The organism is Bacillus sp. EU63, assembly GCF_038592915.1.
Taxonomy (GTDB): Bacteria; Bacillota; Bacilli; order Bacillales; family Bacillaceae; genus Bacillus; species Bacillus velezensis.
In genome coordinates this window covers 3,281,346-3,302,411 of sequence record NZ_CP151944.1, presented here as the reverse complement: position 1 = coordinate 3,302,411, position 21,066 = coordinate 3,281,346, and the positions used below count along the sequence as shown (strand labels likewise).

Here is a 21,066-nt window from a genome sequence, read left to right as displayed (position 1 = left end):
GGGATGAACATGAGTCATGAAGTAAACGTAGTGGTCTGGAGCAAACAGGGCTGCTCCTATTGCGATGAAGTGAAAGGATATTTGCGGGAAAAAGCCGTTGCATACGAAACAATTGATGTGACAGAGCGGGATGAATTACGTGACGTGCTGCAGGCGAAGTACGGCATCCGTCATGTCCCCGTCGTTGAAATCGGCAGCGGTGACAGTCGTGTGTATCAGGCCGTTACTCAAGTCGGCATTGAACATGTAGAACGGGCGCTTGCCGATTACGAGGGGAAAAAGGGGGAGAGAAAATGAACCGGACGGATCTTATTCAATTCGGAGCCATGATTCACGGTGTCGGCGGCACAACGGACGGCTGGCGTCATCCCGACGCCGATCCGACAGCAAGCACGAATGCGGCGTTTTACAGGCAAAAAGCGCAGACTGCTGAAAGAGGGCTGTTCAGCTTTGCTTTTATTGCGGACGGCTTGTTCATTTCTGAAAAGTCCATCCCGCACTTCTTAAATCGGTTTGAGCCGATCACTATTTTATCGGCGCTTACCGCATCTACAACCCATCTTGGTTTAATCGGCACATTTTCCACATCGTTCACTGAGCCGTTCACCATCGCAAGACAGCTGATGTCTCTTGACCATATCAGCGGCGGCCGGGCGGGCTGGAATCTCGTCACCTCTCCGCAGGCGGGAGCCGCGCGCAATCACAGCAAAGAAAGCCTTCCCGACCACAGCCGGCGCTATGCCATCGCCCAGGAACATGTGGACGTGGTGCGCGGCCTGTGGAATTCCTGGGAAGAAGATGCCTTCGTCCGCAACAAAGAAACCGGGCAGTTTTTTGACCCTTACAAACTGCATCGCCTGTATCATAAAGGCGAGTATTTTCAAGTGGAGGGCCCGCTGAATATCGGCCGGTCCAAACAGGGAGAGCCGGTTGTTTTCCAAGCGGGGTCTTCAGAAACCGGACGGTCGTTTGCCGCGAGGAATGCAGATGCAGTCTTTACGCACTCCAATTCACTTGAGGAAACGAAAGCTTTTTATGATGATGTGAAGAAGCGGGCGGCGGATTACGGCCGGGACGCTTCCAAGCTGCGGATCTTTCCGGGAATCAGTCCGATTATAGCCGGCTCACAAGAAGAAGCGGAAGCGAAATACCAAGAATTCGCCGAGCTGATTCCGATAGAGAACGCTGTTAAATATGTGGCCAGATTCTTTGACGATTATGATCTGAGCCGTTTTCCGCTGGATGAGCCGTTTCCTGATTTGGGCGACGTCGGGAAAAACGCGTTTCAAAGCACGACAGACCGTATCAAAAGAGAGGCGAAAGCCCGGAATCTTACGCTGCGTCAAGTGGCGCGCGAAGCCGCGTTTCCGCGAACCCATTTTATCGGCACACCGGAACGTGTGGCATCATTAATTGAAACATGGTTTCAGCGGGAAGCGGCGGACGGATTTATTATTCATTCTGACATTCCGGGCATGCTTGAAGCCTTTGTGGATCAAGTCATACCGATCCTTCAGGAAAAGGGGCTGTACCGAAAAAGCTATCCGGCCGATACACTGCGGGGGAATCTCGGATTGGATATTCCGGCCTGCAGACCCAATCCGATTTTGAGCAGAAACTGAGGTTTCTGCTTTTTCTGCTGCTTGCCATTCCCGTCATTACAGCCTTTTCAAAAAAATATACTGATTTCGAGATATTATTGTTGCTAAATGATTTTTTTGTAACTATAATTATTACAGAACTGATCAGTATAAAAAAACATTCATATTTCATAATAAATGTGTGTGTAATCTGAAAACGAAAGGGCTGTTTATAATGGCAAAAGTACTTTATATCACTGCTCATCCTCATGATGAAAAGACATCTTACAGCATGGCGACAGGAAAAGCGTTTATCGATTCTTATAAAGAATCAAACCCGAATGATGAGGTTGTACATATCGACCTTTACAAAGAGAACATTCCTCATATCGACGCGGATGTATTCAGCGGCTGGGGAAAACTTCAATCCGGCACAGGTTTTGAAGAGCTTTCTGAAAACGAAAAAGCGAAAGTCGGCCGTCTGAACGAGCTGAGCGATCAATTCGCGTCAGCTGACAAATACGTATTCGTCACACCGCTTTGGAACTTCTCATTCCCGCCTGTTATGAAAGCGTACCTTGATTCTGTGGCTGTAGCCGGAAAATCATTCAAATATACAGAGCAAGGCCCGATCGGTCTGTTGACTGACAAAAAAGCGCTCCACATTCAGGCGCGCGGAGGCTATTACTCTGAAGGCCCGGCGGCTGACATGGAAATGGGCCACCGTTACATCGGCATCATGATGAACTTCTTCGGCGTTCCTTCTTTTGACGGTTTAATCGTTGAAGGCCATAATGCTGAACCGAATAAAGCACAGCAAATTAAAGAAGATGCGATTGCCCGCGCGAAAGAAGCCGGAAAATCATTCTGATCTTAAAAAAAACCTCCCCGCCGTCGGCAGGGAGGTTTTTTATATTAAAGGGCAATCGTCCGTTTTTGCTCGCTGCTTTTCATCGCCGCTTCAATGACACGGATGACATCGATGCCTTCTTTTGCCGTAACGGGAAGCGGTTTTCCGTTTAAGATGCTGTCCGCCAGCAGTTTGTAGTACGTAAGGTAAGAGCCGTTCTCAGAGGGGATTGTTTCTGTATGCCTTTTTTCATCCGCTGCGGTTGTCAGCTCTCCGAAGTTGTCAGGATCATCGGCGCCCCAGCTCTCGTCAACCGGCTTTTTGCCCGCTGAAAGCGCATCTTCCTGTCCATCCATTCCGTATTTGATAAAGCTTGCATTCCGTCCGTGAATCTGATAGCGCGGGCCGCTTGCCGCATTCATGGAGCCGGATTGAAGGATGACCTGAAGCTTGCCGTAATGGAGCGCGGCCAGAAAATTATCAACGGTTTCGCTGTTGTCCCGCTGCTTCATCACATGTGCGGTGACGGATTCCGGCATTCCGAAAAGCAGAAGTGTCTGGTCAATAATATGTGAACCGAGATCATACAGCGTTCCCGTGGCGGGTCCGTTCTTTTCGCGCCATTTTTCCTGTACAACCGGGTTGTATAGATCGTAGCTGACTTGATATGTATGAATGTCTTGAAGCGCCCCGTCCCGAATCAGCTTTTGTATCGTTAAAAAGTCATTGTCCCACCGCCGGTTGTGGTACACGCTCAGTAAGACGCCTTTATCTTCAGCCGTTCTTCTCAGTTCCTCCGCTTCTGCTGAAGTCGCCGTCATCGGTTTTTCCACGACGGTGTGTTTTCCCGCCAGTAGACATTTCATCGCTGATTCATAATGCATTCCGCTCGGTGTCGTGACGATGACGAGGTCAATGTCAGGATCACCGGTAATGTCTTCAATCGCGCGCACGGCTTCAGCCCCCGGCAGATCACGTTTGACCTCCTCCGTTCTGGACGTCATGACTTTTTTGATCTGATAATCATCAAGGACGTCCAAAAGCGGCGCATGAAAGACTTTACCCGACAAACCATATCCCAATATGCCAACCTGTATCGTTTTCAATGAATTTCCCCCTCTTGATATGTGATAACAATATATACCCCGCGGGTGTACTGGTAAAACTTGTGTGTTGAAAATTTTTTACACCGGATTTTCAAGTCTGTATAATGAAGATAACGAAGAAAAAAACCGAGGTGGAAAATGGACAAACATACCGAGCATCAATCGTTAAATCATAAAAGCGCCAAAGAAAAAGACCAGATCCTGAACCGGCTGAAACGGATTGAAGGCCAGGTCAGGGGCATTCAGAATATGGTGGAGAACGAACGATACTGCGTGGATATTCTCGTGCAGATCTCAGCCGTACAGGCAGCCATGCAGAAAGTCGCGTTTCATCTGCTGGAAGATCACGCCCATCACTGCGTAGCCGGCGCCATTGAGAGCGGAAACGGGGAGCAGGCGATTGCCGAGCTGCTTGACGTTGTGAAAAAAATCGCAAAATCGTAAAATAAAATGTTTTGAAATACCCTACAGGGGTATGGTAACATGAAGAAGAAAAAACAAGACGTGGAGGGAATCATCATGGAACAAAAAACACTGCAAGTCGAAGGCATGTCCTGTCAGCACTGCGTCAAAGCAGTAGAGACCGGAGTAGGAGAACTGAACGGAGTGACGGCGGTTCAGGTGAAATTGGAAGCCGGACAGGTGGATGTGACGTTTGATGAGAACAAAGTCTCCGTATTAGATATAAAAGACGCGATTGAAGATCAAGGTTATGACGTCGTATAGGATTTATCGCGCTGCGGAAACGGGCGCGGTTTTCTTTTATCATATTTATACCCCCCTGGGGTTTATGAAGAGAGATGAGGACATTGAGTGAACCGAAAGAAATGACCATTCAAGTGGGGGGCATGACATGCGCCGCCTGCGCTTCAAGAATTGAAAAAGGGCTGAAACGGATGGACGGCGTCAATGACGCTTCCGTCAATCTTGCGCTTGAGACTTCAAACATTTCCTATCACCCTGACAAAATCGAAGCAAGCGCCATAAAAGAAAAAATTGAAAAACTCGGCTATCACGTCGTGACGGAAAAAGCCGAGTTTCAGATTGAAGGCATGACATGCGCCGCTTGCGCCAACCGGATTGAAAAGCGCCTGAACAAAATAGGGGGAGTTGACAGCGCACCGGTGAATTTCGCACTGGAAACAGTCACCGTTGAATACAATCCGAAAGAGGTGACACCGAAAGAGCTGAAAGAGACCGTGGCAAAACTCGGCTACAGATTAGACGAGAAGAAAGCGGTTGATGGAGACGGCGGATTATCCCAAAAGGAGAAAGAGCAGCGAAAACAGCTGATCAGGCTGATATTTTCTGCCGTTCTCTCCTTTCCGCTTCTATGGTCGATGGTCAGCCATTTTTCTTTTACTTCTTTTATCTGGATGCCGGATATTCTGATGAATCCGTGGCTGCAATTCGCGCTTGCCACCCCGGTGCAGCTCGTCATCGGTTGGCCTTTTTATATGGGGGCGTACAAGGCGCTGAGAAACAAAAGCGCCAATATGGATGTTCTCGTTGCGCTCGGAACGACGGCCGCTTACGCATACAGCCTGTACATGACGATTGCGTCTCTCGGACGAGACGGACATGTTGAGGGGCTTTATTATGAAACGAGCGCCATTTTGCTGACTTTGATTTTGCTTGGAAAGCTTTTAGAGATGAAAGCGAAAGGCCGCTCATCAGAAGCGATTAAAAAGTTAATGAAGCTTCAGGCGAAGACGGCGGCGGTTGAGCGGGACGGCAAAGTACAGGTGATTCCGATTGATGAGGTCCGGACGGGGGACATCGTATACGTGAAACCGGGAGAACGCGTCCCTGTCGATGGCGAAGTGATTGAAGGCCATTCCGCAATTGATGAATCGATGATTACGGGAGAGAGCATGCCTGTCGATAAGTCTCCCGAAAGCAGTGTCACCGGTGCGACGATCAATGCAAACGGCTTTCTCAAAATCAGAGCGGTGAATGTCGGGAAAGATACCGCGCTTGCACACATTATTAAAATCGTGGAAGAAGCCCAAGGATCAAAAGCCCCCATTCAGCGGCTCGCGGATCACATTTCAGGCATTTTCGTCCCGATTGTGCTGGGGCTGGCCGTGCTGACTTTTCTCATTTGGTATGTATGGGCCGCGCCGGGACAGTTTTCTGAAGCGATCGGCAAATTCATCGCCGTGCTTGTCATTGCCTGTCCGTGCGCACTTGGGCTCGCCACACCGACGAGCATTATGGCGGGCTCGGGCCGCGCAGCTGAATTCGGCATTCTTTTTAAAGGCGGAGAGCATTTAGAAAAAACACAGCGTCTGACGACAATCGTACTGGATAAAACAGGAACGGTGACAAACGGCAGACCGGTTCTGACAGACGCCGTGCCGGCAGCGGGAATGAACGAAGAGGAACTCCTGCGGCTGGCGGCGGCCGCCGAAACGGGATCAGAGCACCCGCTTGGAGAAGCCATCGTGTCAGGAGCCGAAAAACGGGGGATTGCCATCCCGAAAATCACCCGGTTCCAAGCCCGGATCGGTTCCGGAATCTATGCAGAGGCTGACGGCAGAACGATTCTAGCCGGATCAAGACGGCTGATGGAATCAGAACACATTGAACATGAGGCGCTGCTTCCGCAAATGGCCCGCTTGGAGGCGGAAGGAAAAACGGTGATGCTTATTGCGGCAGACGGCAAAGCGGCGGGGCTTATCGCAGTCGCCGATACAATCAAAGAAACATCTCCGGCCGCGGTGAAACGCCTGAATGATATGGGGCTTGACGTCATCATGATGACCGGTGACAACAAAAAGACCGCAGAAGCCATTGCAAAAGCCGCGGGCATCGGCAGCGTGATCGCCGAAGTGCTTCCCGAACAAAAGGCGGCGGAAATTTCCCGGCTGCAAAAAGAAGGCCGGCGCGTGGCGATGGTCGGTGACGGCATCAATGATGCTCCGGCGCTGGCTGTGGCCGATATCGGAATGGCCATCGGCACCGGCACAGATATCGCAATGGAAGCGGCGGATATTACGCTGATCCGCGGTGACCTGAACGGCATTGCCGACGCCATCGGCATGAGCAGGCTGACCATGAGAAACATCAAGCAGAATTTAGGCTGGGCATTGGGATACAACAGCATCGGCATTCCGATTGCGGCATCCGGCTTTCTGGCCCCGTGGGTGGCAGGCGCTGCCATGGCGTTCAGCTCAGTATCGGTCGTGCTTAATGCTTTGCGTTTACAGAAGGTGAAAAAAGACAAAATGGGCTGATGCCTGTTTTGTCTTTTTTATTGACACTTTATTCAAAGCCTGCATATAATAGAGAAAACACATATATGAGTATATGTTCATATATATAAATTCGTTTAGCTGTATTGATGTTATGGGAATCCTATTACGGAAAGTAGGGTGAGTCGAAAATGAAAGCAGCCAAAGGTGAATTTGTTTTAGACGGACTTGATTGCAGCAACTGTGCAAAAAAAATAGAAAACGGCGTAAAAGCCATTGACGGCATAGACGGCTGTGCTGTCAATTTTGCGGCAAGCACCATCACGGTCTCAGCCGGCGGCAAAAACGAGCAATGGATGAAAGACGAAGTCGCGAAAAAAGTAAAGTCCATTGATCCTCATGTGACCGTCCGTGCGAAACATGAAGATAAACCCGGCGAGGATGAATACCGCAAAAAGCTGCACCTGATGTTAGTGAGGCTGGCAGCGGGAGCCGTTTTGGCCGTCATCGCTTACTTCGCGCACACGGGCGCCGTCCTTGAGTTTCTGCTCTTTTTTGCTTCATATTTGATCATCGGCGGCGATATCGTAGCCAGAGCGGGAAAAAACATTGTCCGCGGCCAGGTATTTGATGAGCATTTTCTGATGGCGCTTGCCACGATCGGCGCATTTGTGATTCATCAGTATCCGGAAGGCGTCGCGGTCATGCTGTTCTACCAAATCGGTGAATTGTTTCAGGGAGCGGCCGTCAGCCGATCCAGAAAATCGATCAGCGCGTTATTGGACATCCGTCCTGAGTACGCCAATGTGAAAACGGAAAACGGCATGGCTGCCGTTCCGCCGCAGGACGTCAAAGTCGGACAGGTCATCGTCGTGAATCCCGGAGAACGGATTCCGCTGGACGGAAAGGTGCTGAGCGGTTCTTCGATGGTTGATACATCCGCTTTAACGGGCGAATCCGTGCCGAGAAAAGCGGAGCCGGGGCAAGATGTGATGGCCGGATTTATGAATCAGAACGGCGTGCTTCATATTGAAACCTCTAAAGGATATGAAGACTCTGCCGTGTCAAAAATATTGGATCTGGTCGAAAATGCGGCCGGACGTAAAGCGAAAACGGAAAACTTTATTACGAAGTTTGCCAAGTATTATACACCGGCCGTTGTCATTGTTGCGGTGCTTCTCGCCTTTTTACCGCCGCTTCTCGTGCCTTCAGCGGCGCTATCCGACTGGGTGTACCGCGCGCTGATTTTCCTTGTGATTTCTTGTCCGTGCGCACTCGTCGTCTCCATTCCGCTCGGGTTTTTCGGCGGTATCGGGGCTGCGTCTAAAGCAGGGGTGCTCGTGAAAGGCAGCAACTATTTAGAAGCGCTCAATCAGGTGGAATACGCCGTGTTTGATAAAACGGGAACCTTAACGAAAGGCAATTTCGCCGTTACTGATATCAAACCGGCGGCGGGATTTACGAAAGACAGCCTGCTTCAAGCGGCCGCGCTTGCGGAAGTCCATTCCAATCATCCGATTGCTTCTTCTATCCGTGAAGCTTACAATCAACCGCTCGCGGCAGACGAGATTGAAGAATATGAAGAAATACCCGGACACGGCATTCGGGTGAAAACCGGCGGATCAACGATTTTGGCCGGAAATCAAAAACTGATGGCAAAAGAACAAATCGCTTCCGGCACAGCTGAAAACAACGGAACCGTCGTCTATGTCGCCGTTGATCAGCGGTATGCGGGGGCGATCGTGATCGCCGACGAAATCAAAGAGGACGCCAAACAGGCCATTGCCAATTTAAAAGCGCTCGGCGTGAAGCGGACAGTGATGCTGACGGGTGACTCAAAGCAGACCGGAGAAGCTGTCGGCCGAGAGCTCGGTATTGATGACGTGTACACAGAGCTTTTGCCGGGTGACAAGGTAGACCGCGTCGAAGAACTTGAAGCGGCGCTTGCACCGAATGAAAAACTGATGTTTGTCGGCGACGGGATTAATGATACGCCTGTGCTTGCCAGAGCTGACATCGGAGCTGCCATGGGGGCTCTCGGCTCTGATGCCGCCGTCGAAGCGGCCGATGTCGTCCTGATGACAGACCAGCCGTCAAAAGCAGCCGAAGCCATCCGGATTGCACGCCGCACACGCCGGATCGTCTGGCAGAACATCGGATTTGCTTTAGGCGTAAAAATCATTTTTCTCCTGCTTGGCGCATTCGGATTTGCCACCATGTGGGAAGCGGTCTTTTCAGATGTAGGCGTCACGCTGATCGCTGTTGCCAACGCGATGCGCGTCATGAGAGTGAAAGCGGAATAATTGTCAAAGATAATTCGTTTTTCAGGGTTTTCTTAAACAAGGTTGTCTTGGTAAAATAGAGAAGCGGGCCATCCGGCATCCGCTTCTTTTTTATTTTAAAAACAATGAGGTGTCTGAGTGAAAAAGAAACAATCGTCTGCGAAATTTGCGGTGATACTGACGTTAATCGTTGTCGTTTTATTTGCGGCCATCGTAATTATTAACAACCAAACGGAAAAAGCGGGCGAAACAGTCGCCGAACAGCCTTCCATTAAAGGACAGCCCGTGCTCGGCAAAGACAGCGCGCCTGTTACGGTAGTTGAATTCGGAGATTACAAATGTCCGTCATGCAAAGTATTTAACAGCGATATCTTTCCGAAAATCAAAAAAGATTTTATCGATAAAGGCGACGTGAAATTTTCATTTGTGAACGTCATGTACCACGGAAGCGGCTCGCGTCTGGCGGCTCTTGCTTCAGAAGAGGTGTGGAAAGAAGACCCGGCATCATTCTGGGCTTTCCATGAAAAGCTGTTTGAACAGCAGCCGTCAAGCGAACAGGAATGGGTCACGCCTGCATTGCTTGAAAAAACGGTCAAAAGCACCGCGAAAAAGGTTGATCCTGACAAGCTGAAGGAAAACCTTGATAAAGAAACCTTTGCAAAAGAGCTGAAAGCTGACACTGACCTGAATGATAAATTAAACATTACGGCGACACCGACGATTTATGTAAATGACAAGGTGATTAATGACTTCTCTAAATATGATGAGATTTCAAAAACGATTAAGAAAGAGCTGAAAAATGAAAAATAGATTCGTGTTTTTATATGCTTCTTGGGTGATAGCTCTTGCTGCCATGCTCGTCAGCCTTTATTTCAGCGAGATCAGAAAATTCATACCGTGCGAGCTGTGCTGGTATCAAAGAATTCTCATGTACCCGCTTGTCCTGATTTTAGGAATCGCCACCTTCCAGGGTGACACGCGCGTGAAAAAATATGTGCTGCCGATGGCCGTCATCGGCGCATTTATATCGACCATGCATTACCTTGAGCAGAAGGTGCCCGGTTTCAGCGGCATCAAGCCGTGTGTCTACGGCGTGCCTTGCTCATCTGAATATATTAACTGGTTCGGTTTCATTACCATTCCTTTCTTGGCATTGACGGCATTTATTCTCATTATTATCTGCATGTGTTTTGTCAAAACGGAACGCACGGCAAAATAAAGAGCCTGCTCCATGGGAGCGGCTCTTTTTCTATTATTTGTACCAAGCTTTATTTGTCGCAATCTGTCTGTTATGGGAGCTGTCCCAAATATCCACGGAATAGGCATAATCATAATTCATGACGCAGCGGATGCCGCTGCCTTGGGCGTCATGCTGAAGTCCGAAGTTATGGGAAAACTCGTGCTGTGCCGCTTTCGCCGTGTTGGCCGTTCCTTGATCAAGGTTCACGCTGAAAGCCGGGCCGCTCGGTTTGCCGTTATATACATACGCGATACCGCCGGCGTCAAAACTTGATTTTGCGGTAAAACCGACGACAAAATGATAATTTTGATTTCTGAAGCTGCCTTGGAGATTCGATAAAATCTGAGAACTGTTTGAGCCGGAGGAATTCCAAGCCTGCACGGCCTGTACGACGAAATCAATGTTGTGATCACGGTTAAAAGCGACATCCGCCTGCTCCACGATCTGGACGATTCGCGTTTGCCAGTCGCTGTATTTGGCGCGGTATTCAGCGTCCGCCACCGCCAGCACTCTGACCTTCTGGCTGCCCGTACCGGCTTTAGTTGAGGCTTTATCCTGACTGACATTGGCATTAAATCGTTTCGTGCCGACCTGCTTGCCGTTTTCATCCAGAATTTTTGTGTCAACCGTCTGTTCAACTTGGACCGGGCCCTTCAGGTCTTTAAAATGATCGGCTTTCGGAAGCGGGTCCGTATACACCGTTTTCGCCGGCTCCGCATGAGTGTGCGAATGTGTATGGCTTTCGGCTGACGGCAGGCCGGGAATTAATCCGGCGGCCAATAAAACAGGAAAAACAAGTGAACTGATTTTCATCTCATAACCCCCTTTTTGTTAGAGAAAGTATTCAATGAAACTTCTAATAAACCTTCCATTAAAGTATAAAATAGGAAAATACTCTCGCTCTCAGCCGTTGCGGGTGAGGTTGTCCCGGATTAGGAATCAGAATCTTTCAAAAATAAGGTTGATTTTAAGAGAAAGCGATTATAAAATCTAATGGTCGTCAGAAAATTTAACAAATAAAAAGGAGCATATGGAATGGCCTGGGAGCTGCTTAGTGTAATCGGCATCATTGCGTTTGCGGTCAGCGGAGCGATTGTTGCGATGGAAGAGGAGTATGATATTTTAGGCGTGTATATTTTGGGGATTGTAACGGCGTTCGGCGGAGGAGCGATCCGAAATCTGCTGATCGGTGTTCCGGTCTCCGCCTTGTGGGAGCAAGGCGCGTTTTTTCAAATCGCTCTCGCATCAGTTACGATTGTCTTTTTGTTTCCGAAGCTGCTGTTAAGGCATTGGAGTAAATGGGGCAACCTATCCGATGCCATCGGGCTTTCGGCGTTTGCCATCCAAGGCGCTTTATATGCCGTGAAAATGGGCCATCCGCTCAGTGCGGTGATTGCGGCAGCGGTCCTGACCGGCAGCGGGGGCGGCATCATACGGGATCTTCTTGCCGGACGAAAGCCGCTTGTGCTGAAAGCGGAAATTTACGCGGTCTGGGCCGCGCTCGGAGGGTTAATCGTGGGCCTCGGCTGGGCCGGGGATGCCGCCGGTTTGTATGTGCTGTTTCTTGTGCTTGTGGCATGCCGCATCTGCAGTTATGTGTTCAGGTGGCGCCTGCCGAATCGTTCCTATCATATAGATCAGTAAAAAAACCGATTTCACAAACGAAATCGGTTTTTTTCATAACGGCTTCTGATAAAAAAAGACGCCCGATATGATAAGAAAAAGGGTATTTGACCATAATGCTGAATAATATGTTGCATATATGTTTGTATGATGAAAGCCGGATTTGTCAGCTTGATGTCGGAGGTGCCGCTGATGGCAAAACGTGATAAAGAGTGGAAAGAAGAGCAGGAAAGAATCAATTTTGTCATGAAGGAACTGGAACAGAAACAAACTCATCTTGAAGCCTCATCGGGCGGATTGAAGCAGGATATTGTGGGCTTGAGAAAAACGTTTTGGGATGATGTCACCGTGAATATGGATGATGCCCACGAAGCGGCTGAGACATTTTCAAGCATTAAACAGCAGGCGGAAATGCTTTCTGAACGTGAACGGACTCATCGGCTTCAATATCGGCAGCTTCAAAAAATCCAAAAGCTGAAAACCTCTCCTTACTTCGGCCGTGTCGATTTTACGGAAAAAGGGGAGTCCTCTTCCGAGCGGATTTATATCGGGCTGACTTCTTTGATGGATGAAAACAACGAGCAATTTCTCATTTACGATTGGCGCGCGCCCATCTCATCTCTTTACTATCAATATTCCCCGGGAAAAGCCCGCTATGAAGTTCCGGAAGAAACGATAGAGGGAGACATCACACTGAAGCGGCAGTTTATCATTAAAAACGGGACGCTTAAAGCGATGTTTAACACGGATATGACGATTGGTGACGAAATGCTGCAAGAGGTGCTGAGCGGCCATTCCGGACAGCATATGAAAAACATCGTGTCAACCATCCAAAAAGAACAGAACGAAATCATCCGGGATGAAAAAAGCAAATATCTCATTGTTCAGGGAGCCGCCGGAAGCGGGAAAACATCCGCGGCGCTTCAGCGGGCCGCTTACTTGCTGTACCGCGGGCGCGGGGTGCTTGATGCCCGTCAGATTGTATTGTTTTCCCCGAACATTTTGTTCAACAGTTATGTGTCCGCCGTATTGCCGGAATTGGGAGAAGAGAATATGGAGCAGGCCACCTTTCAAGAATATATCATCCGCCGGCTTGGACGAAAGTTTGATTGTGAAAGCCCGTACGAGCAGCTTGAATATTGCCTGACTGAACAAAACCAGGACGCACTTTCCGTAAGGCTCGCAGCCATTGCTTACAAAGCGTCATCAGCTTTCCAGGCCATGATTGACCGCTATGCCGGCTCGCTTTCCGGCTCGGGCCTGATGTGTAAACAGATCAGCTTCCGGGGAGACATCCTGATTTCAAAAGAGCGGATTGAAGACTATTTTTATTCACTTGATCAGCAGCTGCCGATTCCGAACAGAGCTGAACTGACGGCGGAATGGCTTCTCGCGGAAATCAGCGCTCTCGAAAAAAAGGAGCGTAAGAAGGAATGGGTCTTGCAGGAGAGCGAGCTGCTTGATAAGGAAGACTATGCTGAGGTTTATCAAACACTCAAGAAGCAGGCGGCAGATGATGAACCTGTATTTGACGACCATCAGCGCGAACAGCGGCTGCTTGGCGCCATTATTGTCGGCAAAGCCTTTAAACCGATTAAGCAGGCCGTCAGACGGCTCGGCTTTCTCGATATAAAACGGATGTATCTCCGGCTGTTTTCAGACTGGGGAGCTGATGAAAAGCCCGATCATTGGGAGAGCATCGGCGCTTTGACCAGAAACGCATTTGCAGAACGGTCACTTCCGTATGAAGATGCCGCTCCGTATCTGTATTTGCAGGATCTGTTAGAAGGAAAAAGAAAAAACACACAAATGAAGCACGTCTTCATTGATGAAGCGCAGGATTATTCCCCATTTCAGCTCACGTATATTCAAAGCATCTTCCCAGCGGCAAAGATGACGGTGCTCGGTGATGTCAGCCAGTCGATTTATGCCCACACCATTACGGGCCCTTCTTCCCTCGCCGGCTGCTTTCGCAATGGTGCAGAAAAGTATGTCAGCCTGAAGCGGACTTACAGATCGACGCGGCAGATTGTTGAATTTACGAAAGCGCTGCTGGCTGACGGCGATGATATTGAGCCTTTTAACCGGAACGGGGAAAAACCTCGTGTTTTGCGGACGGATACAGAAAATGCGCGGCGGGAACAATTGGCGGATACAATCCGGGAGCTCAGACAAAAAGGCTGGGAGACGGTCGCCGTCATCTGCAAAACGGCCGCGGAAGCCAAAAAAGTGTTTCAGGCGGTCAGCGACGGGAGCGGTGTCCGCTTGATCAATAAAGAAAACCAGCCTTTTCAAAAAGGGGTATGCGTCATTCCCGTGTATTTGGCAAAAGGCATTGAGTTTGACGCCGTCATTGCCGCTGACGCCTCTGCTGCCCAGTACAAAAGCGAACATGACCGTAAGTTGTTATATACGGCCTGTACGCGGGCGATGCATCATCTGACCGTATTGTCTCCGGGAGAACCCTCTCCTTTTATAAAAGAAGTGCCCGCCGGCTTATTCGTGTAAGCCCTTTGCCAAGTGCAAAGGGCTTTTTATCATTAGTAATCTTAATCATTGTCATCATGATTATATATTTTACTTACATACAAACTTTCGGTAAAGTTTCAATTAGAATATTATTTTGACAATTCCTATAGAAATAACGTACGTTACGTTTAATTCCTTGTGAGGTGGATATCGTTGCAACTTCAGGTCATGAACAGTCCGTTTAATCAGGAGCAGGCAGAGCTCCTTAACCGCCTTCTGCCGACCTTGACAGAATCACAGAAAATCTGGCTGAGCGGTTATTTGGCTGCGGCCCGGTCCGAATCCGGTGAAACAGCCGCACCCGCTGCCCCGGCTCCAGCAGAAAGCCCGGCAGTCTCAAGAGAAGTGACCGTATTATACGGATCGCAAACGGGAAATGCGGAAGGTCTTGCGAAACAGACGGTAAAGACGCTTGAGGAACGGGGATTCCAGGTCACCGTCGCGTCGATGAACGATTTTAAGCCGAATAATCTGAAAAAAGTAAACAATTTACTGATCGTGGTGAGCACGCACGGAGAAGGCGATCCGCCGGATAACGCGCTGGCCTTTCATGAATTTCTTCACGGCAGACGCGCGCCGAAGCTTGAAGCGCTCCGTTATTCCGTTTTGGCGCTCGGGGACAGCTCGTATGAATTTTTCTGCCAGACCGGGAAAGAGTTTGACGAGCGTCTTCAAGAGCTCGGCGGCACCCAGCTTGCGCCGCGGGTTGATTGCGATCTTGATTATGATGAGCCGTTTTCGGAATGGCTTGACGCGGTCATCGGCGGTTTGAATGAAGGAGCGGGAAATCAAACAGCCGAAGCGCCTGCCGAGACGCCGGCTCTCGGTGAATCCGTTTATTCCAGAACGAATCCGTTTCGGGCGGAGGTTCTTGAGAACATCAATCTGAACGGACGCGGTTCGAATAAAGAAACACGCCATCTCGAGCTTTCGCTTGAAGGATCGGGCCTCGCGTATCAGCCCGGAGACAGCCTCGGCATCTATCCGGAAAATGATCCGGCGCTCGTGGATGAGCTGATCAATGAGCTGAAATGGGACCCGAAACAGGAAGTGGCGGTGAATAAACAAGGAGAGCGCCTCCCGCTGAAAGATGCGCTTACTTCTCATTTTGAAATAACCGTCTTAACAAAACCGTTCCTGCAAAAGGCCGCACAGTTTACGGCTGATCAAAAGCTGAGTGAACTTCTGGCCGAAGGAAACGAAGAGCAGTTGAAAGCATACATCAACGGCCGTGATCTGCTTGATCTCGTCCGGGATTTCGGTCCGTGGGAAGCTTCCGCGGAAGACTTTCTTTCCATCCTGCGTAAAATGCCGGCCCGGCTCTATTCGATCGCAAGCAGTTTAGAAGCGAATCCGGAAGAGGTGCATCTGACAATCGGAGCGGTCAGATATGACGCGCACGGCAGAGAACGAAAAGGCGTCTGCAGCATTCTGTGTGCGGAAAGACTTCAGCCGGGAGATACGCTTCCGATTTACATTCAGCACAACCAAAACTTCAAGCTGCCGGAAAATCCGGATACACTGGTCATTATGGTCGGGCCGGGGACAGGCATCGCGCCGTTCCGTTCCTTTATGCAGGAGCGTGAAGAAACCGGAGCTGAGGGGAAAACATGGCTGTTTTTCGGGGATCAGCACTTTGTCACTGATTTTCTGTACCAGACGGAATGGCAAAAATGGCTGCAAAACGGTGTTCTCACAAAAATGGACGTCGCTTTTTCTCGGGATTCGGAGGAAAAGGTATATGTGCAGCACCGCATGAAAGAACAAAGCAAAGAGCTGTATGAATGGCTGCAGCAGGGAGCCGCCGTATACATCTGCGGTGATGAACAGCATATGGCGCATGACGTGCACCAGGCGCTTCTCGATATCATTCAGGAAGAAGGCGGCATGAGCCGTGAAAAAGCGGAAAGCTTCCTGGCAGACATGCAGCAGAAAAAACGCTATCAGCGTGACGTATATTGATTTTGGTTTGAAAGGAGCTTATTCAGCATGGTGAACAACATTTTAAAAGCGCCGGAAGGCCCTCCAAGTGATGTTGAGGAAATTAAAGAAAAAAGCGATTATTTGCGCGGCACATTGAAAGAAGTCATGCTCGACCGGATTTCAGCCGGCATCCCGGACGAAGACAACCGGCTGATGAAGCATCACGGAAGCTACTTGCAGGATGACCGCGATCTCCGTAATGAACGTCAAAAACAAAAGCTTGAACCGGCTTATCAGTTCATGCTGCGCGTTCGGATGCCAGGCGGCGTTTCAACTCCGGAACAATGGCTTGTCATGGATGAACTGGCGCAAAAATACGGAAACAATACATTGAAGCTGACAACGCGTGAAACGTTCCAAATGCACGGAATTTTAAAATGGAACATGAAAAAAACGATTCAGAAAATCAATGCGGCGCTGCTTGATACCATTGCGGCCTGCGGAGATGTCAACCGAAACGTCATGTGCGCTTCAAATCCGCACCAGTCTGAAATTCATGCGGAAGTATACGAATGGTCGAAGAAATTGAGCGATGACCTTCTTCCGCGCACGAGAGCCTATCATGAAATCTGGCTTGATGAGGAACGTGTGGCGGGCACTCCTGACACGGAAACGGAACCGATGTACGGGCCGCTGTACCTGCCGCGGAAATTCAAAATCGGAATCGCCGTGCCTCCGTCCAATGATATCGATGTCTTTTCTCAAGATCTCGGCTTCATTGCCATCGTGGAGGAAGGCCGTCTTATCGGATTCAACGTGGCAATCGGCGGCGGTATGGGAATGACGCACGGCGATACGGCCACTTATCCGCAGCTTTCAAAAGTCATCGGCTTCTGCAAACCGGAGCAGCTGTATGATGTAGCGGAAAAAACCATTACGATTCAGCGCGATTACGGAAACCGTTCCGTCAGAAAGAATGCCAGATTCAAGTACACCGTTGACCGTCTCGGGCTGGAAAACGTAAAAGCCGAGCTGGAAAACCGCCTCGGCTGGCAGCTGGATGAAGCGAAACCTTATCATTTTGACCATAACGGCGACCGTTACGGATGGGTGAAGGGTGTAAAAGGGAAATGGCACTTTACAATGTTTATCGAAGGCGGCCGCGTCACGGACTATGAGAATTACAAGCTGATGACGGGATTGCGTGAAATCGCCAAAGTCCATACGGGAGATTTCCGTCTCACTTCTAATCAAAACCTGATTATCGGCAATGTCTCGAGCCAGAAAAAGAAACAAATCAGCGCATTAATCGAACAATACGGTCTGACAGACGGCCGGCAGCATTCCGCCCTCCGCCGCAGTTCAATGGCTTGCGTCGCGCTTCCGACATGCGGGCTCGCCATGGCCGAAGCCGAGCGGTATCTGCCGAAATTGATTGATAAGATTGAAGACATTGTTGACGAAAACGGGCTGCGGGATGAAGAAATCACCATCCGTATGACCGGGTGCCCGAATGGCTGCGCCCGCCATGCGCTCGGCGAAATCGGATTTATCGGAAAGGCGCCCGGAAAATATAATATGTATTTAGGAGCGGCGTTTGACGGCAGCCGTTTGAGCAAAATGTACCGGGAAAATATCGGTGAAGAGGAAATTCTGAGTGAGCTTCGCACCATTCTCCCGCGCTACGCGAAAGAGCGTGAGGAAGGCGAACACTTCGGCGATTTCGTCATCCGCGCGGGCATCATTAAAGCGACGACAGACGGCACGAATTTTCACGAATAAGATGAGCTAAGGATAGAGACACACTGACGGTGCGTTCTCTATCCTTTACTAAGCAGCATAAACGCTGCACCGCGTCATGAAACAGATGACGCAGCTTGCGAAAAAGCCTGTTTTCAGAGAAAACAGGCTTTTTCTTTTTCCGGAAAAAATGTAGCTGAAGGCAAAAAAAGTTCGCCGTGAGCACGTTATGAGAAATTTTAAATAAAAACGGGTAAAATAAAAGAAGAATGGTTGCGTGCGGAAAATATATTGAATCTGCCCGATCATCGGCTCCGGCCTTTGGCAAAGGCAGAGAACAGGCAATAATGATATGATGCAGCAGATGAAGGAGGTCATGCTTTGGACATATTTTTAGTCGTACTCGTACTTTTAACCATCATCGCGATCTCAAATATCGTAAATCGGTTTGTCCCCTTTATCCCGGTGCCTCTGATTCAGGTGGCGCTCGGTATCATTGCGGCGTCATTTCCGCAGGGGCTTCATTTTGAACTGAATACCGAATTGTTTTTTGTTTTGTTTATCGCTCCGCTGCTTTTTAACGATGGAAAACGGACGCCGCGTGCGGAACTTTGGAATTTAAGAGCGCCGATTTTGCTGCTTGCGCTCGGGCTTGTGTTTGCCACGGTGATTGTCGGCGGTTACACGATTCATTGGATGATTCCGAGCATCCCGCTGGCTGCCGCGTTCGGGCTGGCGGCGATACTCTCACCGACTGACGTTGTCGCGGTCAGCGCGCTGTCAGGGCGAGTGAAGATGCCAAAAGGCATTCTGCGTCTCCTTGAAGGAGAAGGACTGATGAATGACGCATCCGGCCTGGTCGCTTTTAAATTTGCGATTGCGGCAGCCGTGACGGGCGCATTTTCGCTGGCGCAGGCCGCCTTCAGTTTCGTTCTGATTTCAGCCGGAGGTTTACTCAGCGGTGTCGTCATTTCTTTTTTGATTATCCGTTTCCGGCTGTTTTTGCGCCGCCTCGGCATGCAGGATGTCACGATGCATATGCTGATTCAAATTCTGACGCCGTTCGTCATCTATCTCGCGGCTGAAGAAATCGGCGTTTCCGGCATTTTAGCGGTTGTGGCCGGCGGCATCACGCATGCGGTGGAGCAGGACCGTCTTGAATCAACGATGGTCAAACTGCAAATCGTCTCTTCAAGTACGTGGAATATTATTTTGTTCATTCTGAACGGTCTTGTTTTCGTTATTTTAGGTGCGCAAATACCGGATGTGGTTTCTGTCATCTTTAATGATACCGCGTTTAACAATATGATGGTCATCGGGTACATTATCGTCATTACGCTGACGTTAATGATTCTCAGGTTTTTGTGGGTGCTGTTTTTTTGGAACGGCAAGTGGTTTTTTAACAAGGATCAGAGCATTTATAAACCCGGCCTGCGCTCGACCCTGCTGATTTCGGTTTCAGGCGTCAGGGGAGCGGTTACGCTTGCGGGTTCCTTTTCCATTCCGTACGTGCTCTCTGACGGCTCGCCGTTTCCTGAACGGAATTTGATTCTCTTTTTAGCCGCGGGCGTTATTATGTGCACATTGGTGCTGGCGACAATCGTACTGCCGATTTTGACAGATAAGCCGGAAGACAATGTGAAAGAGAAGAAAGTCAAATTGCTGACAGCGAGACGGAAGCTGATAAAAGCTGCCTTAACCGCCATTAAAGAAAATATGAATGAGACAAACAAAACGGCTTCTTTTGCGGTCATTGCCGAATACAATGAGAAAATGAAAAATCTCAGGTTTCAGCAGTTCACAGTCAAAAACCGCACGAAAAAAGATGAGCGGAAAGTCCGCGCCCAAGGGATACAGGCTGAACAGGAAGAATTGCTGCGGCTGATTGAGCGGGGCGACATACCGGAAGAAACGGCTGACAGCCTTCAGGAACGGTTTGATGAACTGGAAGTGCTGTATACGAATCCGTTTAAAGTCGGCTTATCTAAGAAAAAGCTGAAACGCCTGATGTACTGGATCTTTTTCGGTGAACAAAAAAAGCCGGAAATGTCGATTTTAAATGAAGAAGGCCTCATCCGCACCACGAGGGTTAAAACGGCAAAAGCGGCCATTGAAAGCCTGAAAAAACACATGACTGAAGAAAATAAAGATGTGACGCTTGCCGTCATTTCCTTTTACAATCACTTGATTTTCAGGCTGGGGCACTCGTATCACGAACAGAGTCCGAGCCGCCGTTTTGAAAATCAAAAACTTGAAATCAAACTGCGGGCCGTTCAGGCCATCCGCAACGAAATCCAAACATTATTCGAAGAGCGGGAAATTTCCCGCGACATGTCGCATGAGCTTCGCCAATACATCAATGATGTGGAAGCGGCCATGCTTGACGGAGATGAATAAAAAAAGTCCGGCATCTGTTCGCCGGACTTTTTTAGATTACGGACGATGGAATTCGACGTGATCGCCGTCGCGGTCAAACCAGCCTCTGAAGGCCCAGTTGATCCAGCCGCCATCTCCTTTGTTGGTGAAGCTTCCGTCTTCAAACACCCAAATGCCGTACGTGATGCCGTCATAAACGGCGGAACCGTAAAACTGAACGCCGTTAAAATGATCTTCATATTCCTGGCTTAAATTAAACACCATGACATTATATTTTTGTCCGGAAGCGTAGAATGAAGATTCCATTAAGTTTTTGACGAAGCCGTCACGGTTTTGCGCCGACTTAATCGCGTCAGCAATCGAATTGCCGATGCCGAGCAGGTCAACGTCAATGTTTAATCCGACATCTTTTGCTGAGACATCTGATGATTGCTGCGCCATGTTTTGAGGGACCGGGGTTTCTTTAGCGGATACAAAGGACAGAGGAGTCAGAGACAAAGCGGCGCCAAGGGCAACGGTCATCGGGATACGCATACGTTTCATATGATTTCCTCCTTCAATTGTGTGGTGGCTACAGTAGCGATTTACCCGGACAGTTACCCGGTTAACCGGAATTTTTG

At 49.4% G+C, this 21,066-nt stretch carries 17 protein-coding genes; 14 read left to right on the top strand and 3 right to left on the bottom strand.

Translation table 11 applies throughout. From position 1 onward, the window contains the following. Window positions 1–9 precede the first annotated feature (9 nt). From NYE38_RS16535 to azoRB, 3 genes are all read left to right on the top strand, one after another. On the top strand, window positions 10–297 hold the full coding sequence (locus tag NYE38_RS16535; protein WP_017418913.1) for a glutaredoxin family protein: 288 nt from the start codon (window positions 10–12) through the stop codon (window positions 295–297). Next, window positions 294–1,622: an LLM class flavin-dependent oxidoreductase gene (locus tag NYE38_RS16530; RefSeq protein ID WP_017418914.1), complete on the top strand. Its 1,329-nt coding sequence runs from the start codon at window positions 294–296 to the stop codon at window positions 1,620–1,622. The genes NYE38_RS16535 and NYE38_RS16530 overlap by 4 nt, the downstream gene beginning before the upstream one ends. Before the next feature lie 193 nt (window positions 1,623–1,815). Beyond that, the gene (gene azoRB / locus NYE38_RS16525) at window positions 1,816–2,451 is read left to right on the top strand and encodes an FMN-dependent NADH-azoreductase AzoRB (protein ID WP_003151719.1); all 636 of its coding nucleotides are present in this window, start codon (window positions 1,816–1,818) and stop codon (window positions 2,449–2,451) included. Between the two features lie 44 nt (window positions 2,452–2,495). Here azoRB and NYE38_RS16520 read toward each other — a convergent pair whose 3' ends face one another. Next, window positions 2,496–3,536 carry an oxidoreductase gene (locus NYE38_RS16520; protein ID WP_017418915.1) on the bottom strand — a complete coding sequence of 347 codons (1,041 nt, stop codon included), beginning with the start codon at window positions 3,534–3,536 and terminating at the stop codon, window positions 2,496–2,498. Between the two features lie 138 nt (window positions 3,537–3,674). Between NYE38_RS16520 and csoR the strand changes: the two genes are divergently transcribed. The 6 genes from csoR to NYE38_RS16490 all read left to right on the top strand — a co-directional run bounded on the left by csoR (window position 3,675) and on the right by NYE38_RS16490 (window position 10,234). Continuing rightward, a complete protein-coding gene (csoR, locus tag NYE38_RS16515; RefSeq protein WP_013353610.1) occupies window positions 3,675–3,980 on the top strand; it encodes a copper-sensing transcriptional repressor CsoR in 306 nt (101 codons plus the stop codon). A gap of 75 nt (window positions 3,981–4,055) precedes the next feature. After that, on the top strand, window positions 4,056–4,262 hold the full coding sequence (gene copZ, locus NYE38_RS16510; RefSeq protein WP_026092300.1) for a copper chaperone CopZ: 207 nt from the start codon (window positions 4,056–4,058) through the stop codon (window positions 4,260–4,262). 83 nt (window positions 4,263–4,345) lie between these two features. Then, window positions 4,346–6,775: a heavy metal translocating P-type ATPase gene (locus NYE38_RS16505; RefSeq protein ID WP_017418917.1), complete on the top strand. Its 2,430-nt coding sequence runs from the start codon at window positions 4,346–4,348 to the stop codon at window positions 6,773–6,775. Between the two features lie 149 nt (window positions 6,776–6,924). Then, window positions 6,925–9,036 carry a heavy metal translocating P-type ATPase gene (locus NYE38_RS16500; protein WP_025649286.1) on the top strand — a complete coding sequence of 704 codons (2,112 nt, stop codon included), beginning with the start codon at window positions 6,925–6,927 and terminating at the stop codon, window positions 9,034–9,036. A 117-nt stretch (window positions 9,037–9,153) separates the two neighbouring features. Continuing rightward, window positions 9,154–9,825 (top strand): DsbA family protein, encoded by a 672-nt coding sequence (locus NYE38_RS16495; RefSeq protein WP_012118444.1) that lies wholly within the window; start codon window positions 9,154–9,156, stop codon window positions 9,823–9,825. Beyond that, the gene (locus NYE38_RS16490; protein WP_025649285.1) at window positions 9,815–10,234 is read left to right on the top strand and encodes a disulfide oxidoreductase; all 420 of its coding nucleotides are present in this window, start codon (window positions 9,815–9,817) and stop codon (window positions 10,232–10,234) included. The genes NYE38_RS16495 and NYE38_RS16490 overlap by 11 nt, the downstream gene beginning before the upstream one ends. 33 nt (window positions 10,235–10,267) lie before the next feature. Here the strand turns inward: NYE38_RS16490 and NYE38_RS16485 are convergent, their stop codons facing one another. Further along, window positions 10,268–11,068, bottom strand: a complete 801-nt coding sequence (locus NYE38_RS16485; protein ID WP_007613764.1) for a zinc-dependent metalloprotease — start codon at window positions 11,066–11,068, stop codon at window positions 10,268–10,270. Between the two features lie 222 nt (window positions 11,069–11,290). Here NYE38_RS16485 and NYE38_RS16480 point away from each other — a divergent pair, with 222 nt between their 5' ends. From NYE38_RS16480 to NYE38_RS16460, 5 genes are all read left to right on the top strand, one after another. After that, entirely contained in the window at window positions 11,291–11,899 is a 609-nt protein-coding gene (locus NYE38_RS16480) for a trimeric intracellular cation channel family protein (protein ID WP_007410017.1), read from the top strand. 171 nt (window positions 11,900–12,070) lie between these two features. Next, a complete protein-coding gene (gene helD / locus NYE38_RS16475; protein WP_025649284.1) occupies window positions 12,071–14,386 on the top strand; it encodes an RNA polymerase recycling motor HelD in 2,316 nt (771 codons plus the stop codon). Between the two features lie 174 nt (window positions 14,387–14,560). Further along, a complete protein-coding gene (locus NYE38_RS16470) occupies window positions 14,561–16,369 on the top strand; it encodes an assimilatory sulfite reductase (NADPH) flavoprotein subunit (protein WP_326116887.1) in 1,809 nt (602 codons plus the stop codon). A gap of 27 nt (window positions 16,370–16,396) precedes the next feature. Beyond that, a complete protein-coding gene (gene cysI / locus NYE38_RS16465; protein WP_017418922.1) occupies window positions 16,397–18,112 on the top strand; it encodes an assimilatory sulfite reductase (NADPH) hemoprotein subunit in 1,716 nt (571 codons plus the stop codon). Window positions 18,113–18,451: 339 nt separating this feature from the next. Next, complete coding sequence (locus NYE38_RS16460) at window positions 18,452–20,467, top strand: Na+/H+ antiporter (RefSeq protein WP_063637071.1); 2,016 nt, start codon at window positions 18,452–18,454, stop codon at window positions 20,465–20,467. Window positions 20,468–20,503: 36 nt separating this feature from the next. On the opposite strand, the gene NYE38_RS16455 is transcribed toward NYE38_RS16460, so the two are convergent. Next, window positions 20,504–20,989, bottom strand: a complete 486-nt coding sequence (locus tag NYE38_RS16455; protein WP_025649280.1) for a hypothetical protein — start codon at window positions 20,987–20,989, stop codon at window positions 20,504–20,506. Window positions 20,990–21,066: the final 77 nt, after the last annotated feature.

Bases quoted from the DNA above. Each gene is read 5' to 3' on its own strand.
- azoRB (WP_003151719.1), top strand. From the start codon at position 1,816: ATGGCAAAAGTACTTTATATCACTGCTCATCCTCATGATGAAAAGACA.
- NYE38_RS16535 (WP_017418913.1), top strand. From the start codon at position 10: ATGAGTCATGAAGTAAACGTAGTGGTCTGGAGCAAACAGGGCTGCTCC.
- cysI (WP_017418922.1), top strand. From the start codon at position 16,397: ATGGTGAACAACATTTTAAAAGCGCCGGAAGGCCCTCCAAGTGATGTT.
- NYE38_RS16530 (WP_017418914.1), top strand. From the start codon at position 294: ATGAACCGGACGGATCTTATTCAATTCGGAGCCATGATTCACGGTGTC.
- NYE38_RS16455 (WP_025649280.1), bottom strand. From the start codon at position 20,989: ATGAAACGTATGCGTATCCCGATGACCGTTGCCCTTGGCGCCGCTTTG.
- csoR (WP_013353610.1), top strand. From the start codon at position 3,675: ATGGACAAACATACCGAGCATCAATCGTTAAATCATAAAAGCGCCAAA.
- NYE38_RS16500 (WP_025649286.1), top strand. From the start codon at position 6,925: ATGAAAGCAGCCAAAGGTGAATTTGTTTTAGACGGACTTGATTGCAGC.
- copZ (WP_026092300.1), top strand. From the start codon at position 4,056: ATGGAACAAAAAACACTGCAAGTCGAAGGCATGTCCTGTCAGCACTGC.
- NYE38_RS16480 (WP_007410017.1), top strand. From the start codon at position 11,291: ATGGCCTGGGAGCTGCTTAGTGTAATCGGCATCATTGCGTTTGCGGTC.
- NYE38_RS16485 (WP_007613764.1), bottom strand. From the start codon at position 11,068: ATGAAAATCAGTTCACTTGTTTTTCCTGTTTTATTGGCCGCCGGATTA.
- NYE38_RS16490 (WP_025649285.1), top strand. From the start codon at position 9,815: ATGAAAAATAGATTCGTGTTTTTATATGCTTCTTGGGTGATAGCTCTT.
- helD (WP_025649284.1), top strand. From the start codon at position 12,071: ATGGCAAAACGTGATAAAGAGTGGAAAGAAGAGCAGGAAAGAATCAAT.